General features: G+C 40.5%; 11 protein-coding genes and 1 tRNA gene. 4 read left to right on the top strand and 8 right to left on the bottom strand.

Translation table 11 applies throughout. The annotated features are described in order from the left end of the window. Positions 1 to 219: 219 nt before the first annotated feature. Both gyrA and HY841_13330 read right to left on the bottom strand, forming a co-directional pair. The gene (gene gyrA / locus HY841_13335; protein ID MBI4931744.1) at positions 220 to 2,745 is read right to left on the bottom strand and encodes a DNA gyrase subunit A; all 2,526 of its coding nucleotides are present in this window, start codon (positions 2,743 to 2,745) and stop codon (positions 220 to 222) included. Between the two features lie 92 nt (positions 2,746 to 2,837). After that, positions 2,838 to 3,239 (bottom strand): four helix bundle protein, encoded by a 402-nt coding sequence (locus HY841_13330; GenBank protein ID MBI4931743.1) that lies wholly within the window; start codon positions 3,237 to 3,239, stop codon positions 2,838 to 2,840. A 349-nt stretch (positions 3,240 to 3,588) separates the two neighbouring features. Between HY841_13330 and HY841_13325 the strand changes: the two genes are divergently transcribed. After that, positions 3,589 to 6,156 (top strand): ATP-dependent Clp protease ATP-binding subunit, encoded by a 2,568-nt coding sequence (locus HY841_13325; protein ID MBI4931742.1) that lies wholly within the window; start codon positions 3,589 to 3,591, stop codon positions 6,154 to 6,156. A 53-nt stretch (positions 6,157 to 6,209) separates the two neighbouring features. Here the strand turns inward: HY841_13325 and HY841_13320 are convergent, their stop codons facing one another. The 3 genes from HY841_13320 to HY841_13310 all read right to left on the bottom strand — a co-directional run bounded on the left by HY841_13320 (position 6,210) and on the right by HY841_13310 (position 8,415). Continuing rightward, on the bottom strand, positions 6,210 to 6,731 hold the full coding sequence (locus HY841_13320; protein ID MBI4931741.1) for a YcxB family protein: 522 nt from the start codon (positions 6,729 to 6,731) through the stop codon (positions 6,210 to 6,212). A gap of 1 nt (position 6,732) precedes the next feature. Next, on the bottom strand, positions 6,733 to 8,085 hold the full coding sequence (gene purB, locus HY841_13315) for an adenylosuccinate lyase (GenBank protein MBI4931740.1): 1,353 nt from the start codon (positions 8,083 to 8,085) through the stop codon (positions 6,733 to 6,735). Between the two features lie 257 nt (positions 8,086 to 8,342). Further along, positions 8,343 to 8,415: transfer RNA gene (locus tag HY841_13310), tRNA-Gly, on the bottom strand. 181 nt (positions 8,416 to 8,596) lie between these two features. Here HY841_13310 and HY841_13305 point away from each other — a divergent pair. Further along, a complete protein-coding gene (locus HY841_13305; GenBank protein ID MBI4931739.1) occupies positions 8,597 to 9,670 on the top strand; it encodes an RluA family pseudouridine synthase in 1,074 nt (357 codons plus the stop codon). Here the strand turns inward: HY841_13305 and HY841_13300 are convergent. Both HY841_13300 and HY841_13295 read right to left on the bottom strand, forming a co-directional pair. Beyond that, positions 9,660 to 11,741 (bottom strand): tetratricopeptide repeat protein, encoded by a 2,082-nt coding sequence (locus HY841_13300; GenBank protein ID MBI4931738.1) that lies wholly within the window; start codon positions 11,739 to 11,741, stop codon positions 9,660 to 9,662. The two genes, HY841_13305 and HY841_13300, sit on opposite strands and share 11 nt — an antisense overlap. Positions 11,742 to 11,844: 103 nt before the next feature. Further along, complete coding sequence (locus HY841_13295) at positions 11,845 to 13,272, bottom strand: FAD-binding protein (protein ID MBI4931737.1); 1,428 nt, start codon at positions 13,270 to 13,272, stop codon at positions 11,845 to 11,847. Positions 13,273 to 13,337: 65 nt separating this feature from the next. Between HY841_13295 and HY841_13290 the strand changes: the two genes are divergently transcribed. Both HY841_13290 and HY841_13285 read left to right on the top strand, forming a co-directional pair. After that, a complete protein-coding gene (locus HY841_13290; protein ID MBI4931736.1) occupies positions 13,338 to 14,369 on the top strand; it encodes a DUF3089 domain-containing protein in 1,032 nt (343 codons plus the stop codon). A gap of 30 nt (positions 14,370 to 14,399) precedes the next feature. Then, positions 14,400 to 16,727 carry a S9 family peptidase gene (locus HY841_13285; GenBank protein ID MBI4931735.1) on the top strand — a complete coding sequence of 776 codons (2,328 nt, stop codon included), beginning with the start codon at positions 14,400 to 14,402 and terminating at the stop codon, positions 16,725 to 16,727. On the opposite strand, the gene HY841_13280 is transcribed toward HY841_13285, so the two are convergent. Beyond that, positions 16,728 to 18,089: a T9SS type A sorting domain-containing protein gene (locus HY841_13280; protein MBI4931734.1), complete on the bottom strand. Its 1,362-nt coding sequence runs from the start codon at positions 18,087 to 18,089 to the stop codon at positions 16,728 to 16,730. It abuts the gene before it with no gap. Positions 18,090 to 18,147: the final 58 nt, after the last annotated feature.

Raw genomic sequence — 18,147 nt, 5'->3', positions numbered from 1 at the left:
AGAAATTAAATTGGTCTTGCAAGGGCAAAAATAGAAAAGTTTTAAATAGTGAAATAGTATATAAAAATCTTCAAAAAAAATTTGGAGATAACACAGAATCTGTCTGCTCAGTGTTCTCTGTGTTAAAGATTTTTTTCATTGGTAATATATCTAAAATCAAGCACATAAACCCTTATTCGGAATAATGTCTATTATTCTTTATTCAGTATTCGATATTGCTTAACTTGGACTTTCTTCCGTTGGATTTTCAGGAGCTGGAGGATTTGCCGAAGGGGTTTCATTTCCGTTTTCCTCCTGCGCTTCCACATCCACTTTTGCCACGGCTGCAATTTCATCTCCATCCGCTAAATCAATCACACGCACGCCCTGAGTGGCTCTTCCTTTTTCTTTGAGATCAGAAACTGCCATGCGAATAGTGATTCCGTTGGTGGTGATAATCATCAGGTCGTCTTTATCCGTTACATCGCGTATGGCTATGAGGTTGCCTGTCTTCTCTGTGATGTTGATGGTGCGCACTCCTTTTCCTCCTCTGTTTGTTATTCGGTATTCATCCACCGGTGTGCGCTTGCCATAACCTTTTTCAGAAACTACCAATACGGTTTGCTCAAGATGTTTTATACAAATCATTCCTATCACTTTATCGTCTTTCATTTCTTCATTCAATCTGATTCCGCGCACTCCGGCTGCTGTTCTTCCGCTTGGGCGAATTTTTCCTTCAGGGAAGCGAACGGCTTTTCCTGATTTAAGGGCAATCATTATTTCAGATTTTCCGTCTGTAAGCTTTGCTGCTATCAATACATCTTTTGCTTCTTCGTCAATTTTTATGGCATGAATTCCATTCGCGCGCGGGCGTGAATATTGTTCAAGCGTGGTTTTCTTGATGGTGCCTTGTTGGGTGCACATCACCACGAAATGATTATTGATGTATTCCGCATCCGTAATTGATTTCACGTTAACAAACGCCTTCACTTTATCATCGGGCGGAATTTGAATTACGTTTTGAAGTGCTCTGCCTTTTGTTGTTTTTGTTCCTTCGGGAATTTCATAGCACCTGAGCCAGAAGCATCTTCCTTTTTCGGTGAAGAACAAAAGATAATTATGCGTGCTGGCAACAAACATGTGTTCGAGAAAATCTTCTTCGCGGGTGGCGCTTCCTTTTGAACCTTTGCCTCCCCTCCCCTGCTTGCGGTATTCCTTTAAATCGGTGCGCTTGATGTAGCCCATGTGAGAAATGGTAACTACCACTTTTTCATCGGGGATAAGCGCTTCCATGTTCATCTCGTCAGCCGCATACACCACTTCGGTTCTGCGCTCGTCACCGTATTTTTCTTTTACTTCATTGAGTTCGTTCTTGATAATTTCATAGCGGAGAATTTCATCGCCCAGAACATCTTTTAAGAACGCAATCATTTTCATCAGGTCTTCGTACTCGGCACGTATCTTGTCGCGCTCAAGTCCGGTGAGAACTCTCAGGCGTAATTCAAGAATGGCTTTTGCCTGCTCTTCGCTGAATTTAAAACGGGCAATCAATCCTGTTTTTGCCTCATCAGGAGTTTTAGCCGCACGTATGATTTTAATGACTTCATCTAAATTATCAATCGCAATTAAATATCCTTCTAATATATGAGCGCGCTTTTCCGCTTCGGCTAATTCAAATTTGGTTCTGCGCACCACCACCTCGTGCCTGAACTCGACAAAACTTGCTATGAGATGCTTGAGATTTAATAACTGCGGTCTTCCGTTTATGAGTGCCACATTGTTCACGCTGAAACTGGACTGAAGTTCTGTGCGCTTAAAAAGATTATTGACCACCACTTTTGAAATGGCATCTTTTTTCAGTTCATATACTATGCGCATTCCGTCTCTGTCGGATTCATCGCGGATATCTGAAATGCCTTCAATCACTTTATCTGAAATAAGATTTGCGGTGTCTTCAATCAGCTTGGCTTTATTGATCATGTACGGAATCTCTGAAACGATAATGCGCTCTCTTCCTTTATGTTCTTCAATTTCATACTTGGCACGCATCACCACTCTTCCTCTTCCGGTATGGAATGCTTCTTTCACGCCTTCGAATCCGTAAATAATTCCTCCTGTAGGAAAGTCGGGAGCTTTTACAAATTTCATCAGATCATCCACCGTAATGTCGCGGTTATCAATGTAAGCGATGGTGGCGTTAACTATTTCTGTGAGGTTATGCGGTGGCATGTTGGTTGCCATTCCCACTGCAATGCCTGAAGCGCCATTCACAAGCAGATTCGGAATTCGTGTAGGAAGAACAGTTGGCTCAGTCAACGAATCATCAAAGTTCGGGCGGAAGTCAACGGTATCTTTTTCAATATCAGCAAGCATTTCCTCCGCTATCTTTTTCATTCTCGCTTCGGTGTAACGCATGGCTGCCGGAGGATCTCCATCCACAGAACCGTAGTTGCCTTGTCCGTCAACCAACGGATATCGCAACGACCATGGCTGAGCCATGCGCACCATGGTATCATACACAGATGAATCTCCATGCGGATGGTATTTGCCTAAAACTTCTCCGACAATCCTGGCACTCTTTTTATAGGGGCGGTTGGAGAATACACCTAAGTCCTGCATTCCATAAAGAACTCTGCGGTGCACGGGTTTGAATCCGTCACGCACATCGGGAAGCGCGCGCGATACGATCACCGACATTGAATAATCAATGTAGGCAACCTTCATTTCATCTTCAATATTTACGTTAATGATTTTGTCTTCAGCCATACAAAAAAGGTTTACGGTTTACGGTTTTCTGTCTACGGTTCAACAGCCAATTATACTAAAAGAGTTTTCAGTTTACAGTTTTCTGTTTTTGGTTAGTTTACTCTATTCTTGAACTTTTCTCCTTTGATGGATGATTGGTTTAAATATGAAATTAAACCAGCTGTCATTTTGCTATAAGTATCTGTTTTTGTGTATATGTTTTCAAATATGCTTTCAGAGATATATTCATTATCTAATGAACGATACAATTGCGACTTCAATTCTTCAGCAGAACCTTTTGCTATTGTAAGAAACTGAACAAATTCATTTTTGCCTCCTCTGCCAAATCCTTCCGCGATATTATCCATCATAGAACCGGATGACGCTCGTGCCTGATTTTTTAACTCAAAATCTCTGGCAAATATTCCGATACCGGAAACTTTATAAATTTCTTTTGATATTTCTCGCGCTAACTTCCACGCTTCTATGTCTTCAAACCGTTTGAAACTTGCCATTTTGTATCTTGTATTGAACTGTAAACTGTAAACAGAAAACAGTAAACTTTTGCTGTGAAAATAACCGATTTATCCATGCGATAAATATACTCCAAACCCTTTAATTATGAACATTTTCATGTTGGAAAATATGCTTGCTTTTGACGGGATAGGTGACGTTGCGAAATATACATTTGACCTGTGTGAATATGTTTATTTTTGAGCAGACGTAACATTTCAACCATGACAAGCGTTAAACCCCGTAGGATGTCTTTAGTAAATTACGTAATAAAAAGAACTAAAAGTAAAATCCAACGGGGTAAACCCATGCAACCATCAGCGAGATAAAAACATCATACTCTCAAAACCTATGGAAGCGAAATTCTCACAGCGAGTAAAAGATGTCCTTTCTTTCAGCAGAGAGGAGGCTCTCCGTTTAGGTCATTCCTACATCGGACCTGAGCATCTTTTATTAGGAATGATACGTGAAGGAACTGGCAAGGCAATTAAGATACTGAAAGACCTGAACATCAATCTTTCTGATCTGAGGAAAGAACTTGAAATATCCATTGCCACACCCGGCAAGAAAAGCACTTTCAAATTACAGAACATACAATTGGTGAAACAGGCGGAGCGCGCCATCAAATTCACGCATTTGGAAGCGAGAGAACTGAAAAGCGAATTGATTGGAACGGAACATCTTTTGTTAGCCATATTAAAAGATAATGACAGCATAGCAACCAAATCACTTCATAAATTCAATGTGGATTATGAAGTGGTAAAAGAAAAATTAGAAACAATGAATCCGGAATCCCCTTTATTTGATCCTAAAGCAGAATTTCCCACACAGGCAGATGATGACGATGATGATACATCCTACGGAAGCAATCCGAAGAAAGGCGGTGGCGAATCGCGTTCAAAAACTCCTGTGCTTGATAATTTCGGAAGAGATTTAACCAAAGCGGCAGAAGAAGGCCGCCTCGACCCTATTGTGGGAAGAGAAAAAGAAATTGAACGGGTTTCTCAGATTCTCAGCCGCAGAAAAAAGAACAACCCGATTCTCATAGGAGAACCGGGAGTCGGTAAATCAGCAATTGTAGAAGGTCTTGCGCTCCGGATTACTCAGCGCAAAGTATCACGCGTGTTATTCAACAAGCGTGTTGTGATGCTCGACCTTGCGTCACTGGTAGCGGGGACTAAATATCGCGGTCAGTTTGAAGAACGAATGAAAGCGGTAATGAATGAATTGGAAAAATCACCCGATGTGATTTTGTTCATTGACGAGATTCACACAATTATAGGAGCAGGCGGTGCGTCCGGTTCGCTTGACGCATCCAACATGTTTAAGCCCGCTCTTGCAAGAGGAGAAATTCAGTGCATTGGAGCAACCACTTTAGACGAGTATCGCCAGTACATTGAAAAAGACGGAGCGCTTGACCGCAGGTTTCAGCGCGTGATGATTGAACCTACTTCTGTGGATGAAACCATTCAGATACTTCACAACATTAAATCAAAATACGAAGACCATCATAATGTTACCTATACAGATGATGCTATTAAAGCGTGCGTGAATCTTACTACGCGCTATATGTCTGACAGAAATCTTCCTGACAAAGCGATTGATGCCTTGGATGAATCAGGTTCAAGAATTCACATCATCAACATCAAAGTTCCTGAAAATGTTCTTGAGATAGAGAAGAAGATGGAAGAAATAAAGGATCAGAAAAGCAAAGTGGTGAAAAGCCAGAAGTTTGAAGAAGCGGCACGCCTCCGCGATATTGAAAGACAATTGCTGGAACAATTAGAAGTTGCAAAGAAAGCTTGGGAAGAAGATACCAAAACGCACCGGCAGGTGGTTACAGAAGATAATGTAGCTGAAGTGGTGGCTATGATGACCGGAGTTCCGGTTCAGCGCATCGCGCAGAAGGAAAGTTCACGTCTTGTAAATATGAACGAAGCATTGCAGGACAAAGTTATCGGACAGGAAGCAGCCATTAAAAAAGTAGTGAAAGCTATTCAGCGCAATCGTGCCGGGCTGAAAGATCCGAACAAACCAATCGGTTCGTTCATTTTCCTTGGACCAACCGGTGTAGGAAAAACCCAACTGGCTAAAGAACTTTCAAAATATTTGTTTGATGCCGATGATGCGATGATTCGTATTGACATGAGCGAATACATGGAGAAGTTTGCCGTGTCTCGTTTGATAGGAGCGCCTCCCGGCTATATCGGCTATGAAGAAGGCGGACAACTTACGGAAAAAGTAAGGCGCAAGCCCTACTCCATCATCCTGCTTGATGAAATTGAAAAAGCACACCCTGATGTGTTCAATCTTCTTTTGCAAGTGCTGGATGACGGACAGCTCACCGATTCTCTCGGAAGAAAAGTAGATTTCAAAAACGCCATCATCATCATGACCTCTAACATCGGCACACGCCAGTTAAAAGATTTCGGACAGGGAGTTGGTTTTGCCACTGCGGCAAAAAATGTTTCTGCTGATGGTTTTGCCAAAGGAGTGATTGAAGGAGCGCTGAAGAAAAGTTTTGCTCCTGAGTTTCTGAATCGCATTGATGATGTGGTGGTGTTCAATTCACTCACCAAGGAGCACATCCATAAGATTATTGAAGTGGAACTGGATAAACTTTATAAGCGCGTTGGCACGCTGAACTTTACTATCAAAGTGACAGAAGCCGCTAAGGATTTCATAGTTGACAAAGGATTTGATACTCAATACGGAGCCCGCCCGCTCAAGCGTGCGATTCAGAAATATATTGAAGACCCTCTTGCGGAAGAAATCATCAATGCAGGCGCTGCTGAAGGCGACACCATTGAAATTGACTATGAAAAAGGAGCGGAAGAAGCAACTATAAAAGTGGTGAAGCCGAAAGATTCCGATGGAAAAATCGGAACAGGAAAAAAGACGAAGAAGAAAGAAGAATAAATTTCAAGTAATAAATTAGAAACAAAGGGCAGATGAAAAAAACGTCTGCCTTTTTATTTGAGTTGTCTTATCGGCTTCACTTTACTGATTACTATTTCCTTCAGCTTTTCAAACTCACCATTCTTGAAAAACTTTTTTGGAAAAATATTAAACCTGAATGGATTTATATAAAGGAGAATCATTTCACTTGCCAAAACAGCTTCCTTGTAATGTTCCCACTTCACTTCCGATGACATGGTAGCGCTTTTTCCATTTACACCCGCATCATTGATAATGAAATTATGTGATGCCTGAAAATCCGGCATTCGCCTGAACATCTTTTTTCCCATGGTGCTTATTTTCCAGAAATGATAAACAACAGACAATCCTCCCAGCACGATATAAAACCAAGACAACCATTCGCTTTCTTGCCTGATGTAATCTATGAAGAATAATAACCCGCCTACAACAATAAGGAGAATGCCGAGAATTAAGAGCAGTTTACTTCTTACAGGATAATAGACCTTGTAATGTAGTTCGTAGCTTTTTTGTAAATCTTCAGGCGAATATTTTATGTCAAGTACAATCGGCTCCATTTTAATTAACGCCCGTATAATTAAACGGAGTTATCTTTCTCAACTCTTCTTTCACTTTCTTATCCACTTTAAGAGAATCAATAAAGTGTGAGATTTCCTTTTTACCTAATTTGGAATTAGTGCGGGTGAATTCTTTCAGCGCTTCGTAAGGTTTGGGATATCCTTCTCTTCTTAAAATTGTCTGTATGGCTTCAGCAATTACCGCCCAGTTGTTTTCCAAATCTTTTTCTATTGCTTCTTTGTTCACAATCAGTTTTCCAAATCCTTTCAGAATAGATTTAAAAGAAATGAGTGAATGGGCAAACGGAACTCCGATGTTTCTCAGCACAGTTGAATCGGTTAAATCTCTTTGCAGTCTTGATACAGGAAGTTTAGCGGACAAATGTTCAAAGATGGCATTCGCAATTCCAAGATTTCCTTCCGCGTTTTCAAAATCAATCGGGTTTACTTTATGAGGCATTGCCGATGAACCCACTTCTCCTTTCTTAATCTTCTGCTTAAAATAATTCATCGAAACATAGAGCCAGATATCACGGCATAAATCAATCAGGATGGTGTTGATGCGCTTCATGGCGTCAAACTGCGCGGCAAGATTATCGTAATGCTCAATCTGAGTAGTGTATTGAGAGCGATGCAAACCAAGAGTTTCCTTCACAAACCGGTTGGCGAAGTTTATCCATTTCACATTCGGATACGCTACATGATGCGCGTTAAAATTTCCGGTTGCTCCGCCAAACTTAGCGCAGAAGGGAATTTCAATTAATTGTTTCTTTTGAATTGCCAGTCGTTCTACAAATACTTTTAATTCTTTTCCCAATCGTGTGGGAGATGCGGGCTGCCCGTGCGTGCGTGCGAGCATGGGAATATCTTTCCACGCTTCGCTCAGTGCATTCAGGTCGTTAGTGATTTTTTCAATAAGCGGAATGTACACATGGTTAACGGCATCTTTGAAGAGAAGCGGATTTGCCGTATTGTTAATGTCCTGAGAAGTTAGTCCGAAATGAATGAATTCTTTATGTTTGGAAAACTTCATTGCATCAAACTTTTCCTTGAGGAAATATTCAACCGCTTTCATATCATGATTTGTTGCCGATTCAATCTCTTTAATCTTCTCTGCATCTTTCGGAGAGGATTCCATGTAAACTTTTCTCAGCTTTTCATAATTTTTCTTTCCGAAATCTTTCAGTTGAGGTAAAGGAAGTTCACAAAGAGCGATGAAATATTCCACTTCAACAAACAGGCGGTACTTTATTAAAGCATATTCAGAAAAATAATCCGAGAGTTCTTTGGTCTGTGCGCGGTATCTTCCGTCAATTGGAGAAACAGCAAAAAGGGAAGTATGGTTTTCGCTCATGTGTTTTAGGGTATAGGGTATAGGGTAGATGAGAATGTATTTTTCTTATAGGCATCTCTAAAATCCAAAAATACAAATCCCAAATGACAAATAAATTACAAACTCCAAATTCAAATAGTCAAACAAACAGCAGAAACGAGTTGTTTTGTATTGTTTTGAATTTTGAATTTTGGTCATTGGAGATTATTTGAGATTTGTTTTTTGTTATTTGAGTTTTTAGAGCTTCCTTATACCCTATACCTTTATTTCCTTTTCAGAGCGGAAGACGAGGCTCGAACTCGCGACATCTACCTTGGCAAGGTAGTGCTCTACCAACTGAGCTACTTCCGCTTTTAATCACCTGAGTATATTCAAAGGCGATTGGAATATTTTGTGCAAATTTATAAACTTTATTATACGATGAAGTTGTTCAACCCTGAAAGGGTTGGATGTGAATAGCAGAATATTTTCTATTCACGTTGGACTCCGAAGGCAACCGTAGGTTGCGACCGAAGGTCAGATATAAAAACGAATGACTATGAATACTGAAGAAGAACATAAAGAAGAAGAGTTATTCGATCATAAAAAATTTGTTGTTGATAAAGGACAGGAACCAGTCCGCATTGACAAATATCTTTTCTCTCACATTGCAAATTCTACCCGCACAAGGGTTCAGTATGCCGCTGAAGCGGGCAATATCCATGTGAACGGCAAATCTGTTAAATCAAGTTACAAAGTAAAACCTGAAGATGTTATTACGATAGTTCTCGCCTATCCTCCGAAAGAAATCCATATCACTCCCGAAAATATTCCGCTTGATATTGTTTATGAAGATGATGATTTACTTGTAATAAATAAAAAAGCCGGAATGGTGGTTCACCCAGCTTATGGAAATTATACCGGGACATTGGTGAACGCGTTGCTGTATTACTTAAACCAAGCCCCGACCCTAAAGGGCGAAAAAAACAAAAAGCAATCACCTGTACTCCCTTTAGGGCAGGGGCAAGACTCATCTGTCCGCCCCGGATTGGTTCATCGCCTTGATAAAGAAACTTCAGGATTAATTATTATAGCAAAAAATGAATTATCTCTTGCTAAACTGGCTAAGGACATGTTTGACAGAAATATTTCCAGAAGATACGTGGCGCTTGTATGGGGAGAACCGAAAGAAAAAGAAGGCACGGTGAATGTGCACATCGGCAGAAGTCAGAGCGATAGAAAAAAAATGGCTGCTTATCCGGATGGGAATCATGGAAAGGCAGCAATCACACATTACAAACTCATTGAAAGTCTCGGCTATGTTTCGCTGGTAGAATGCAAATTAGAAACAGGGCGCACTCACCAGATTCGCGTACACATGAAACACATCGGGCATACGGTTTTCGGAGATATTGATTACGGTGGCGATAAAGTGTTGAAGAGTTCAGCCAACGCAAAATATAAGGGAATGGTTGAAAAATGTTTTCAGATTTGTTCCCGGCAGGCGCTTCACGCGAAATATCTTTCATTCAAACATCCCACTACAAAAAAGCTTATGGAGTTTGAATCTGATTTGCCTGAAGATATGAAAGAAGTAATCAGCATGTGGAAGAAATTCAAATCCTGATTCCGATTACAAGTACATCATCCACCTGTTCCCTTTCTTTTTTCCATACCTGTAATTTTTCATCCAAACCCTTTTCCTGTTCTTCCATTTTTTTATTCTGCATAGATAAAAGAAGGTCTTTGAATCGTTTCGCCATAAATTTTTTTCCATCGCTGCCGCCAAACTGGTCGGCATACCCATCAGAAAAAAGATAAAAGGAAGTGCTATGGCTCACTGATATTTTGCGTGAAGAAAATTCAAAAGAACTCGCGGCTACTCCGCCAATGGAATAACGGTCTCCCTTTACTTCATGAAATCCTGAAACGTCAAAATAATATATCGGGCGGACTGCGCCAGAATACTGAACTTCTTTTTTCCCGGGATCATAACATAATACAACCATGTCCATTCCATCATACGATGTCCGGTTATTCTCTCCCTGATTCATTGCCTGCAAAACATTTTTATGCAGTTCATTGAGCATTTGTGCCGTATCGGTAATCTGCAGTTCATTTACTATGCGGTGAAGGAAATCATTTCCTATCATGCTCATGAACGCGCCAGGAACCCCGTGCCCGGTACAATCACATGCGGCTACAATCTTTTTATTTCCTACTTCAGCGAAAAAATAAAAATCACCGCTTACAATATCACGTGGCTGGTAATAGACAAACGATTCCGGAAATAAATTTCTGATAAATTGGCTGGACGGAAGAATAGCTGTTTGTATTCTCTTCGCGTAGTTAATACTGTCCGTGATGTCTTTATTTTTCTGCTCTATTTCTTCTTTCTGAAGCGTAATGGCAATGTTTGCCTTTTTCTTTTCCCGGTATCCGAAGTAAACAACAACCATCAGCGCGAGAGAAATTATTCCTCCGAATAAAATTGCATTTCGCTGAATAGTTTTTTGTTTAAGTTCCGACTGGTTCTTTTTTAATTCTGCATTTTTAGCCACCAGTTCTTGTTCTTTTTTTTCGGTTTCGTATATGGTTTGCATACGCGCTATACTTTTTGAGTTTTCCTCGTTCAGCACAGTGTCCTTCACCTGCATGAATAAATTCATGTATTTGTACGCATTCTTTAAATCATTCATTTCAAAATATACTTCATGCAGCACGCTGTATCCTTCCATAATCCTGTTCTTGGCGCCAATTTTTTTTGCAATGTCAATGCTTTGATTCAGATAGTCAATTGCTTTGCGGTATTTTTTCATTTCAAGATTTATACCTCCCAGGTCGAAATAAACAGTTGCAATTCCATCATCGCTTTTCAGTTCTTTGTATATATCCATCGCCCGCATGTAATAACCGATTGCTTCAGGATAATTTTTATTGCGCATCTTCACCGCACCGATGTTTGCGTAGCAGTTTGCCAGCCCGTATGTTTCTCCGAGGTTTTCGAAAATTGCAATGGCTTTCTTAAAATAGTTTTCTGATTTGTTATACTCCAGTTTATCTTTAAAAACATTTCCGAGGTTACTGCAGCAAGTTGCCATGCCCGAGGAGTCAGCCGTTTCAATGCTGATTTGCAATGCGCGGTTGTAGTATTCTATCGCCTTGTCGAAATTGTTCAGATTGTAATACACGATGCCGATATTGGCTGTAACCAACCCGACTTTATTTTTTTTGCCATTACCTTTTTCAAGAAGCCGAAGTGATTGCAAATAATTCTCCAATGCTTTTTCGAAAATACCCTGATAGAGATATACATTTCCCACACCGTTGTATGAACCCGATGTTTTTTCATCCATGCCTGCTTCCTCAAAAATCCGGATTGCCTGTTTGAAATGAAACAGCGCACTGTCATTTTTGTTCTGCTGAAGAAATACGGTTGCGAGATTATGATGCGCCTGTCCGAGGTTTTTCTGGTTATCATACGCTGAAGCCAGACGAAGCGCGTCTTTTCCGTATCGTTCTGCTTTTTCAATATCTGAATAAAGAAAGTCCCAGGTGAGTTCATCAAGAATGTAAAACTTAACGGTGTCCTCTTTTGCATTACTCAATGCTATTTCAAGCGAGTCTGTGTTTTCTGCAATAGAAAATTTACAGATAAACAGGATGAATATCAACAGAGGAAAAAACAATCGTTTCATAATCTGATGTAAATGTAGAAAATCCGACTTCTGTTGCAGATACAATTACAGTGATAAAGAAAGTAAATATTTATCCATGAAAAAAATCATCTCTTTTGGATGATTATACAAACATCTTTCCCGGATTCATAATCCCATTCGGGTCAAAAAGTTTTTTTATTTCTTTTTGAAGCAAGATGGCTTTGGGATGAAAAGCAATGTCCATGTAATTCTTTTGCACCCAGCCGATGCCGTGCTCGCCAGAAATAGTTCCTTTCAGTTCCTTGCAGACAGTAAATATTTCGCGAATAGCTTTGGGAATTTCATTGTTCCAATTGTTGTCAGACATTTCTGCTTTGATAATATTCACGTGTAAGTTTCCATCTCCCGCATGTCCATAGCAAACGGATTTGAAACCGTACTTCTTCCCTATTGCTTTCACGCCAGCCAGAAGTTTTGGCAGTTCAGCGCGGGGAACAACCGTATCTTCTTCCTTGTAAACGGAATGTGATTTTACCGCTTCGCCAAGACACCTTCGCATGCGCCAAAGATTTTCTTTCTGCTCTTCGGTATCTGCAAAAAGAATTTCACCGCATTCATACTTTTCCATTACTTCTGTGATTCGCTCCACCTCTTTCATCATCACTTCTAAATCGTTTCCGTCCACTTCAATAAGAAGAAATGCAGCCCATCCTAAATCCTTCCCAAAGGGAAGGACTTTTTGCCAGTGCACTCCTCCCTTCGGGAGGAGATGGAGGTGGGCAAAATCAATGGCATCACGCTCCATAAATTCCAAAGCAGAAGGGATTACTCCCGCGCGGAAAACTGCTGACACCGCTTCGCTTGCTTTCTCCGCAGAGAAGAAAGGAACCAACATCACTACGTTTTTTTTCGGATGGGGCAGAAGTTTGAAAACAATTTTTGTAATAACTCCAAGAGTTCCTTCACTGCCGACAATAAGTTGAGTTAAATTATATCCGGTAGAATTTTTCAGAACATTTGCTCCTGTCCAGATGATTTCTCCTGTAGGCAGAACCATTTCAAGATTCAGCACATATTCTTTTGTTACGCCATATTTTACTGCTCTTGGTCCTCCGGCACTTTCTGCCAGATTGCCTCCGAGAAAACAACTTCCCCTACTCGATGGATCGGGCGGATAGAACAACCCTTTTTCAATCACCGCTTCCTGAAACACCTGAGTAATGACACCCGGCTCAGCAGTCGCCTGCAAATTACGCTCATCAATTTCAAGAATCTTATTTAATCTTTCAGTGGAAAGAATCACACCACCAAACACAGGCAACGCACCTCCGCTTAATCCGGTTCCTGCTCCGCGGGGAGTTAAAGGAATTAATTCCTTGTTGCACAGTTTCAGAATTTCTGAAATCTGTTCAGCAGAGTTTGGCTTTAGTACAACTTCAGGAAGAAATTTTAAATCCTCTGTTTCATCATGGGAATAGTTTGAAAGAGAATCAGTATCAAATAATACATTTTCTTTTCCGACAATGTTCTGGAACTGCTCTATGTGTTTTGGACTAATCTTTGTGAACATGATTACACCGGTTCAAATACAAGATTACACAGATTATTAACTTCGCAAACAATTCAGTTATAAAAATGTATCAACGATTTTCCTGTCTGCTGCTGCCACTGCTGTTCGCCTCCTGCCTCGCTCCCATCAAATCTTTTGACCATTCCAAAATAGCAGCTGCTCCCGATTATTCTCAGGATAAATACTGGGCTGCGCTTCCCACTAAAAAGGACAGCGCGGATGCACTACCTTATGGTTCTGATATCAAAGACGAACAGGCAAATGCTAAAGTGGATGTGTTCTTTATTTATCCAACTATTTATCTCACCGGCAAACATTGGAATGCGGATGTGAATAAAAAAAGATTGAATCGCAAGATTGACAAAAGCACTATTCGCCACCAGGCAAGCGTATTCAATGAAAGCTGCAAAGTGTATGCACCACGCTATCGTCAGGCAGTGCTTTGGGCTTTTGCCAAACTGGAAGGAAGCGGAAAAAAATCTCTTGACCTCGCTTATGATGATGTGAAAAAAGCCTTTGACTATTATCTGAAGAATTACAACAACGGACGTCCGTTCATTATCGCATCGCACAGCCAGGGCTCATGGCATGCCGAAAAATTGCTTCATGATTATTTTGACAAGGACTCACTGCTCAGGGGGAAATTAATTGCTGCCTACATTATCGGAGGTCCGTTAAAAAAGAATTCATATAAAAATATTCCCGCCAGTGATTCCGCCTCGCAGACCGGATGTTTGGTTTGCTGGAACACAAAGAAATGGGGAGTGAAGAACAATTCTTATCTGGGCAATAATCTTGAATGTGTGAATCCTCTCACGTGGAAACGCGACACTGTTGCCGCTCCAGCCACAAATAATCTTGGAAGTGTTCCCTATGGATTTAAGGGGATAGATAAAGAATATGCCAATGCGAAAATATCTCCCACCGGTTTGCTCTGGGTTCATAAGAAACCAAAAAGAGGATATGTGAATGGCAAAAACTATCACGTGCTTGACTACAATCTTTTCTGGATGAACATAAGGGAAAATGTGAAGTTGAGGGTAGAGATATACCTAAGTCCCTCTCCTTATCCCCCCCAAGGGAAGAGAGAGAAATAATATAGTATCTTCAAACTTTAAAATAATTTTATGCAAAACAGGAATTATTCATTAGCACTCATCACAGCGATTATATTCTCCCTTCCCTTGGGGAAGGGTTGGGGATGGGCTCTTGCTCAGAAAAAGGAAATCACTCTTGAAGACCTTTTCCAGAAAAACACGTTCGCGGTAAAAAGAATTTACGGCATCCGCTCGATGAAGAACGGAGAGCATTACACCACGCAGGGAGCAAATACATTAGAACAATTCATTGTGATGTATGAATACAAAACAGGAAATGCCGTTGATACAGTCTTGAAAAGCAGTTGGATGAAATCCTCCCCCTTCGAGCTTCGCTCCCAACCTTCGGTTGCCTCCAAAGGGGGGCAAACAGCCATTGAGATTGAAGATTACCAGTTCAATGCGGATGAAAGCAAACTGCTTATCTCTTCGGAGTCAGAACAGATTTACCGCCATTCAACCAGAGAAAATTATTATATCTATGACAGAAAAACAAAGGCAACCACTTTTATATCGCAAAACGGAAAACAGATGTATGCGGAGTTTTCTCCTGACGGAAGCAAAATAGGTTTTGTGCGCGACAATAATCTTTTTGTTTATGACATCGCTTCGAAAAAAGAAACACAAGTTACTTCAGATGGAAAAGTCAACAACATCATCAATGGCGCAACAGACTGGGTGTATGAAGAAGAATTTTCTTTTGACAAAGCATGGTTCTGGTCGCCTGACGGAAACAAGATTGCGTATTACCGCTTTGACGAATCCAAGGTGAAAGAATTTTCCATGAACAAGTATGGAACCCTCTACCCTACTGAATACAAATTCAAATATCCAAAGGCGGGAGAAGATAATTCTAAAGTTTCCATTTTTATTTACGATGTGAAGACAGCGCTGAAACAGATGATTGATTTAGGAAACGATTATGAATACATACCGCGAATAAAGTGGACTCAGTTTTTTCAGCCAATGAAAATCGGTTCTGATATTACATTGCCTGTTCTTTCCATTCAGCGCATGAACCGTTTGCAAAACAAATTAGAACTTCTGCTTGCTTACCCTTTCTCCGCGCAAACAACAACTATTCTCACCGAAACCAGCGACACGTACATTGAAATTTCTGACAACTTAACATTCCTTCCAAACGGTAAAGAGTTTATCTGGACAAGCGAGCGGGACGGATACAACCATCTTTATCTTTATAATATTAACGGAGATTTAAATTACCAAATCACAAAAGGAAACTGGGAAGTGACAGAGTTGAAGGGCTATGATGACAAAAAACAAATCATTTATTATTTGTCTGATGAAATATCTCCGAACGAAAAAACCCTTTACTCTATTACATTAGACGGACAGAACAGAAAAAAACTTTCTCCCATTCCGGGAACGGATGATGCGGAATTTAATTCCACCTGCACGTATTACATTCACACGTACACCAACGCAAACCGTCCGCCTGTTACCGTTCTGCGCTCTGCCGATGGCGCGGAAGTTCGCACGCTGGAGGACAACACTGCTTTGCTGAGAAAGTTAAACGACTACAACCTTGTTACCAAAGAGTTTTTCAAATTCAAAACAAGCGATGGAACAGAATTGAACGGGTGGATGATGAAGCCCCCTCAATCCCCCGAAGGGGGAAAAAATAAAAGCACCTCTTTTAATATCCCCCCTTCGGGGGGAGGGGGGGCTTTTCCCGTCCTGATGTTTGTGTATGGCGGACCGGGCGCGAACACCGTGAATGATACATGGGACAGAGATTATTTCTGGTACCAGATGCTTTGCGCCAAAGGATATATTATTGTTTCGGTGGATAACCGCGGCACGGGCGGACGCGGAAAAAAATTCAGAGATTGCACCTACAAGCAGTTGGGAAAATATGAAACCGAAGACCAGATTGAAGCGGCAAAATATTTAGGCACGCTCCCTTATGTTGACAAAAACCGAATCGGCATATGGGGATGGAGCTATGGCGGATACATGAGTTCGCTGTGCATTATGAAAGGCGCGGATATATTCAAGATGGCGATAGCGGTTGCGCCCGTTACCAACTGGATATACTATGATAACATTTATACAGAGAGATATATGGGTTTGCCTAAGGATAACGCTAAAGGGTATGACGACAATTCGCCCATCAATCACGTGGATAAACTAAAAGGAAATTTTCTGCTTGTGCACGGAACAGGCGATGACAATGTGCATTTTCAGAACTCTGCCGAAATGATTTCTGCATTACAGCAGGCAAACAAACAATTCGACCTGATGATTTATCCTGATAAGAACCATAGCATTTACGGAGGCAACACGCGCCTGCATTTGTATACTAAGCTGACGAATTTTGTGTTGGGGAATTTGTAATCAGTCCGTTATTATTAATTTCTCTTTTGCATAGGTTTTATTTTCTTCTGTCAGCCGAATGAAATACAGTCCGCTTGGAAGATTGCCTCGCTCAATGACGAATGGCGAATGACTAATGACTAATGACTTTACTTCCTGCCCGAAACAATTGTAAACTGTGAGAGTTGCGTTGTGTAAAAGATTGTCTGTTTGCAAAGTTGTTTGTGTGGAGAAGGGATTGGGATAAATGTCAATACCTATCTCTATCAAGGTATTTAGAATACCATTAGAACCTATAAACTTCATGACTGTGGCTTTGCCTGAATGTGCTCCGTCTTGGTAAACAACGTAAGGGGTTCCGTTGTCATCAATTTTTATGCAAGTATAAACTACTCCTCCTGCTGAAAATCCTGCATTACCAACATTAATCCAATTAGTTCCGTTAAACTTCATTGCTGTTGCTTTGTAGTTATTTCCATAATCTGAATAAACTACAAGTGGAGTTCCGTTATTGTCAATGGCGATAGATGTACTTAGGGCATAACCAGCAGAGAACCCTGCCGCACCCACAGTAACCCAATTCATACCGTCAAATTTCATAACTGTTGCTTTTCCGGAAATGGAATAATCTCCATAAACTACAAAAGGAGTATTATTACTGTCTATTGCAATTGATGGATTATATGCTGTATCGGCAGAAAAACCTTGTAAACCGACAATAGTCCAGTTTGTACCATCGAATTTCATAACTGTCGCTTTTCTTGAGATGCCTGGGTCTTGATAAACCACGAATGGTGTACCATTATTACTAATCTTTATTTTGGGTCCGTCTACAACTTGGTCAGGAGAAAACCCGGGAGAACCAACATTTACCCAATTTGTACCGTCAAACTTCATTACCGTAGCTTTCCACGAATTTCCACCATCTTGATATGCGACATAAGGAGTTCCGTTTGTGTCCATTGCTATTGAATTATAAAATGCTGCTCCCGCTGAAAACCCGGCAGAACCAACATTCACCCAATTTGTCCCATCAAATTTTTTTACAGTGGCTCTATATGAATTTCCAAAATCCTGATATACCACGAAAGGTTCATTATTATTGTTAATAGCTATATCAGTATAAAATACAGTATCTGTAGAAAATCCAGGAGAACCAACATTTACCCAATTTGTCCCATTATACTTCATAACAGTTGCATTCCATGAATTTCCAAAATCCTGATAAACTACATAAGGAGTGCCATTACCGTCAATTGCTATGGAATTAAAATATGTCTGACCTGCGGAAAAACCAGCAGAACCAACAAGTGCCCACTGAGCATTTATATTTACACTAATAAAAATGAGTGTAGAAGTCAGCAAAATAAATTTCTTTTTCATTCTATGCTAGTTTATTTGTTATTCAATATGTGTAGTGATGTAATTTGTCGCCATAGCA

The sequence above is a fragment of the Bacteroidota bacterium genome (assembly GCA_016213405.1).
GTDB lineage: Bacteria > Bacteroidota > Bacteroidia > Palsa-948 > Palsa-948 > Palsa-948.
The sequence above is the reverse complement of the archived record's forward strand: the minus strand, read 5'-3'. Positions and strand labels throughout refer to the sequence as shown.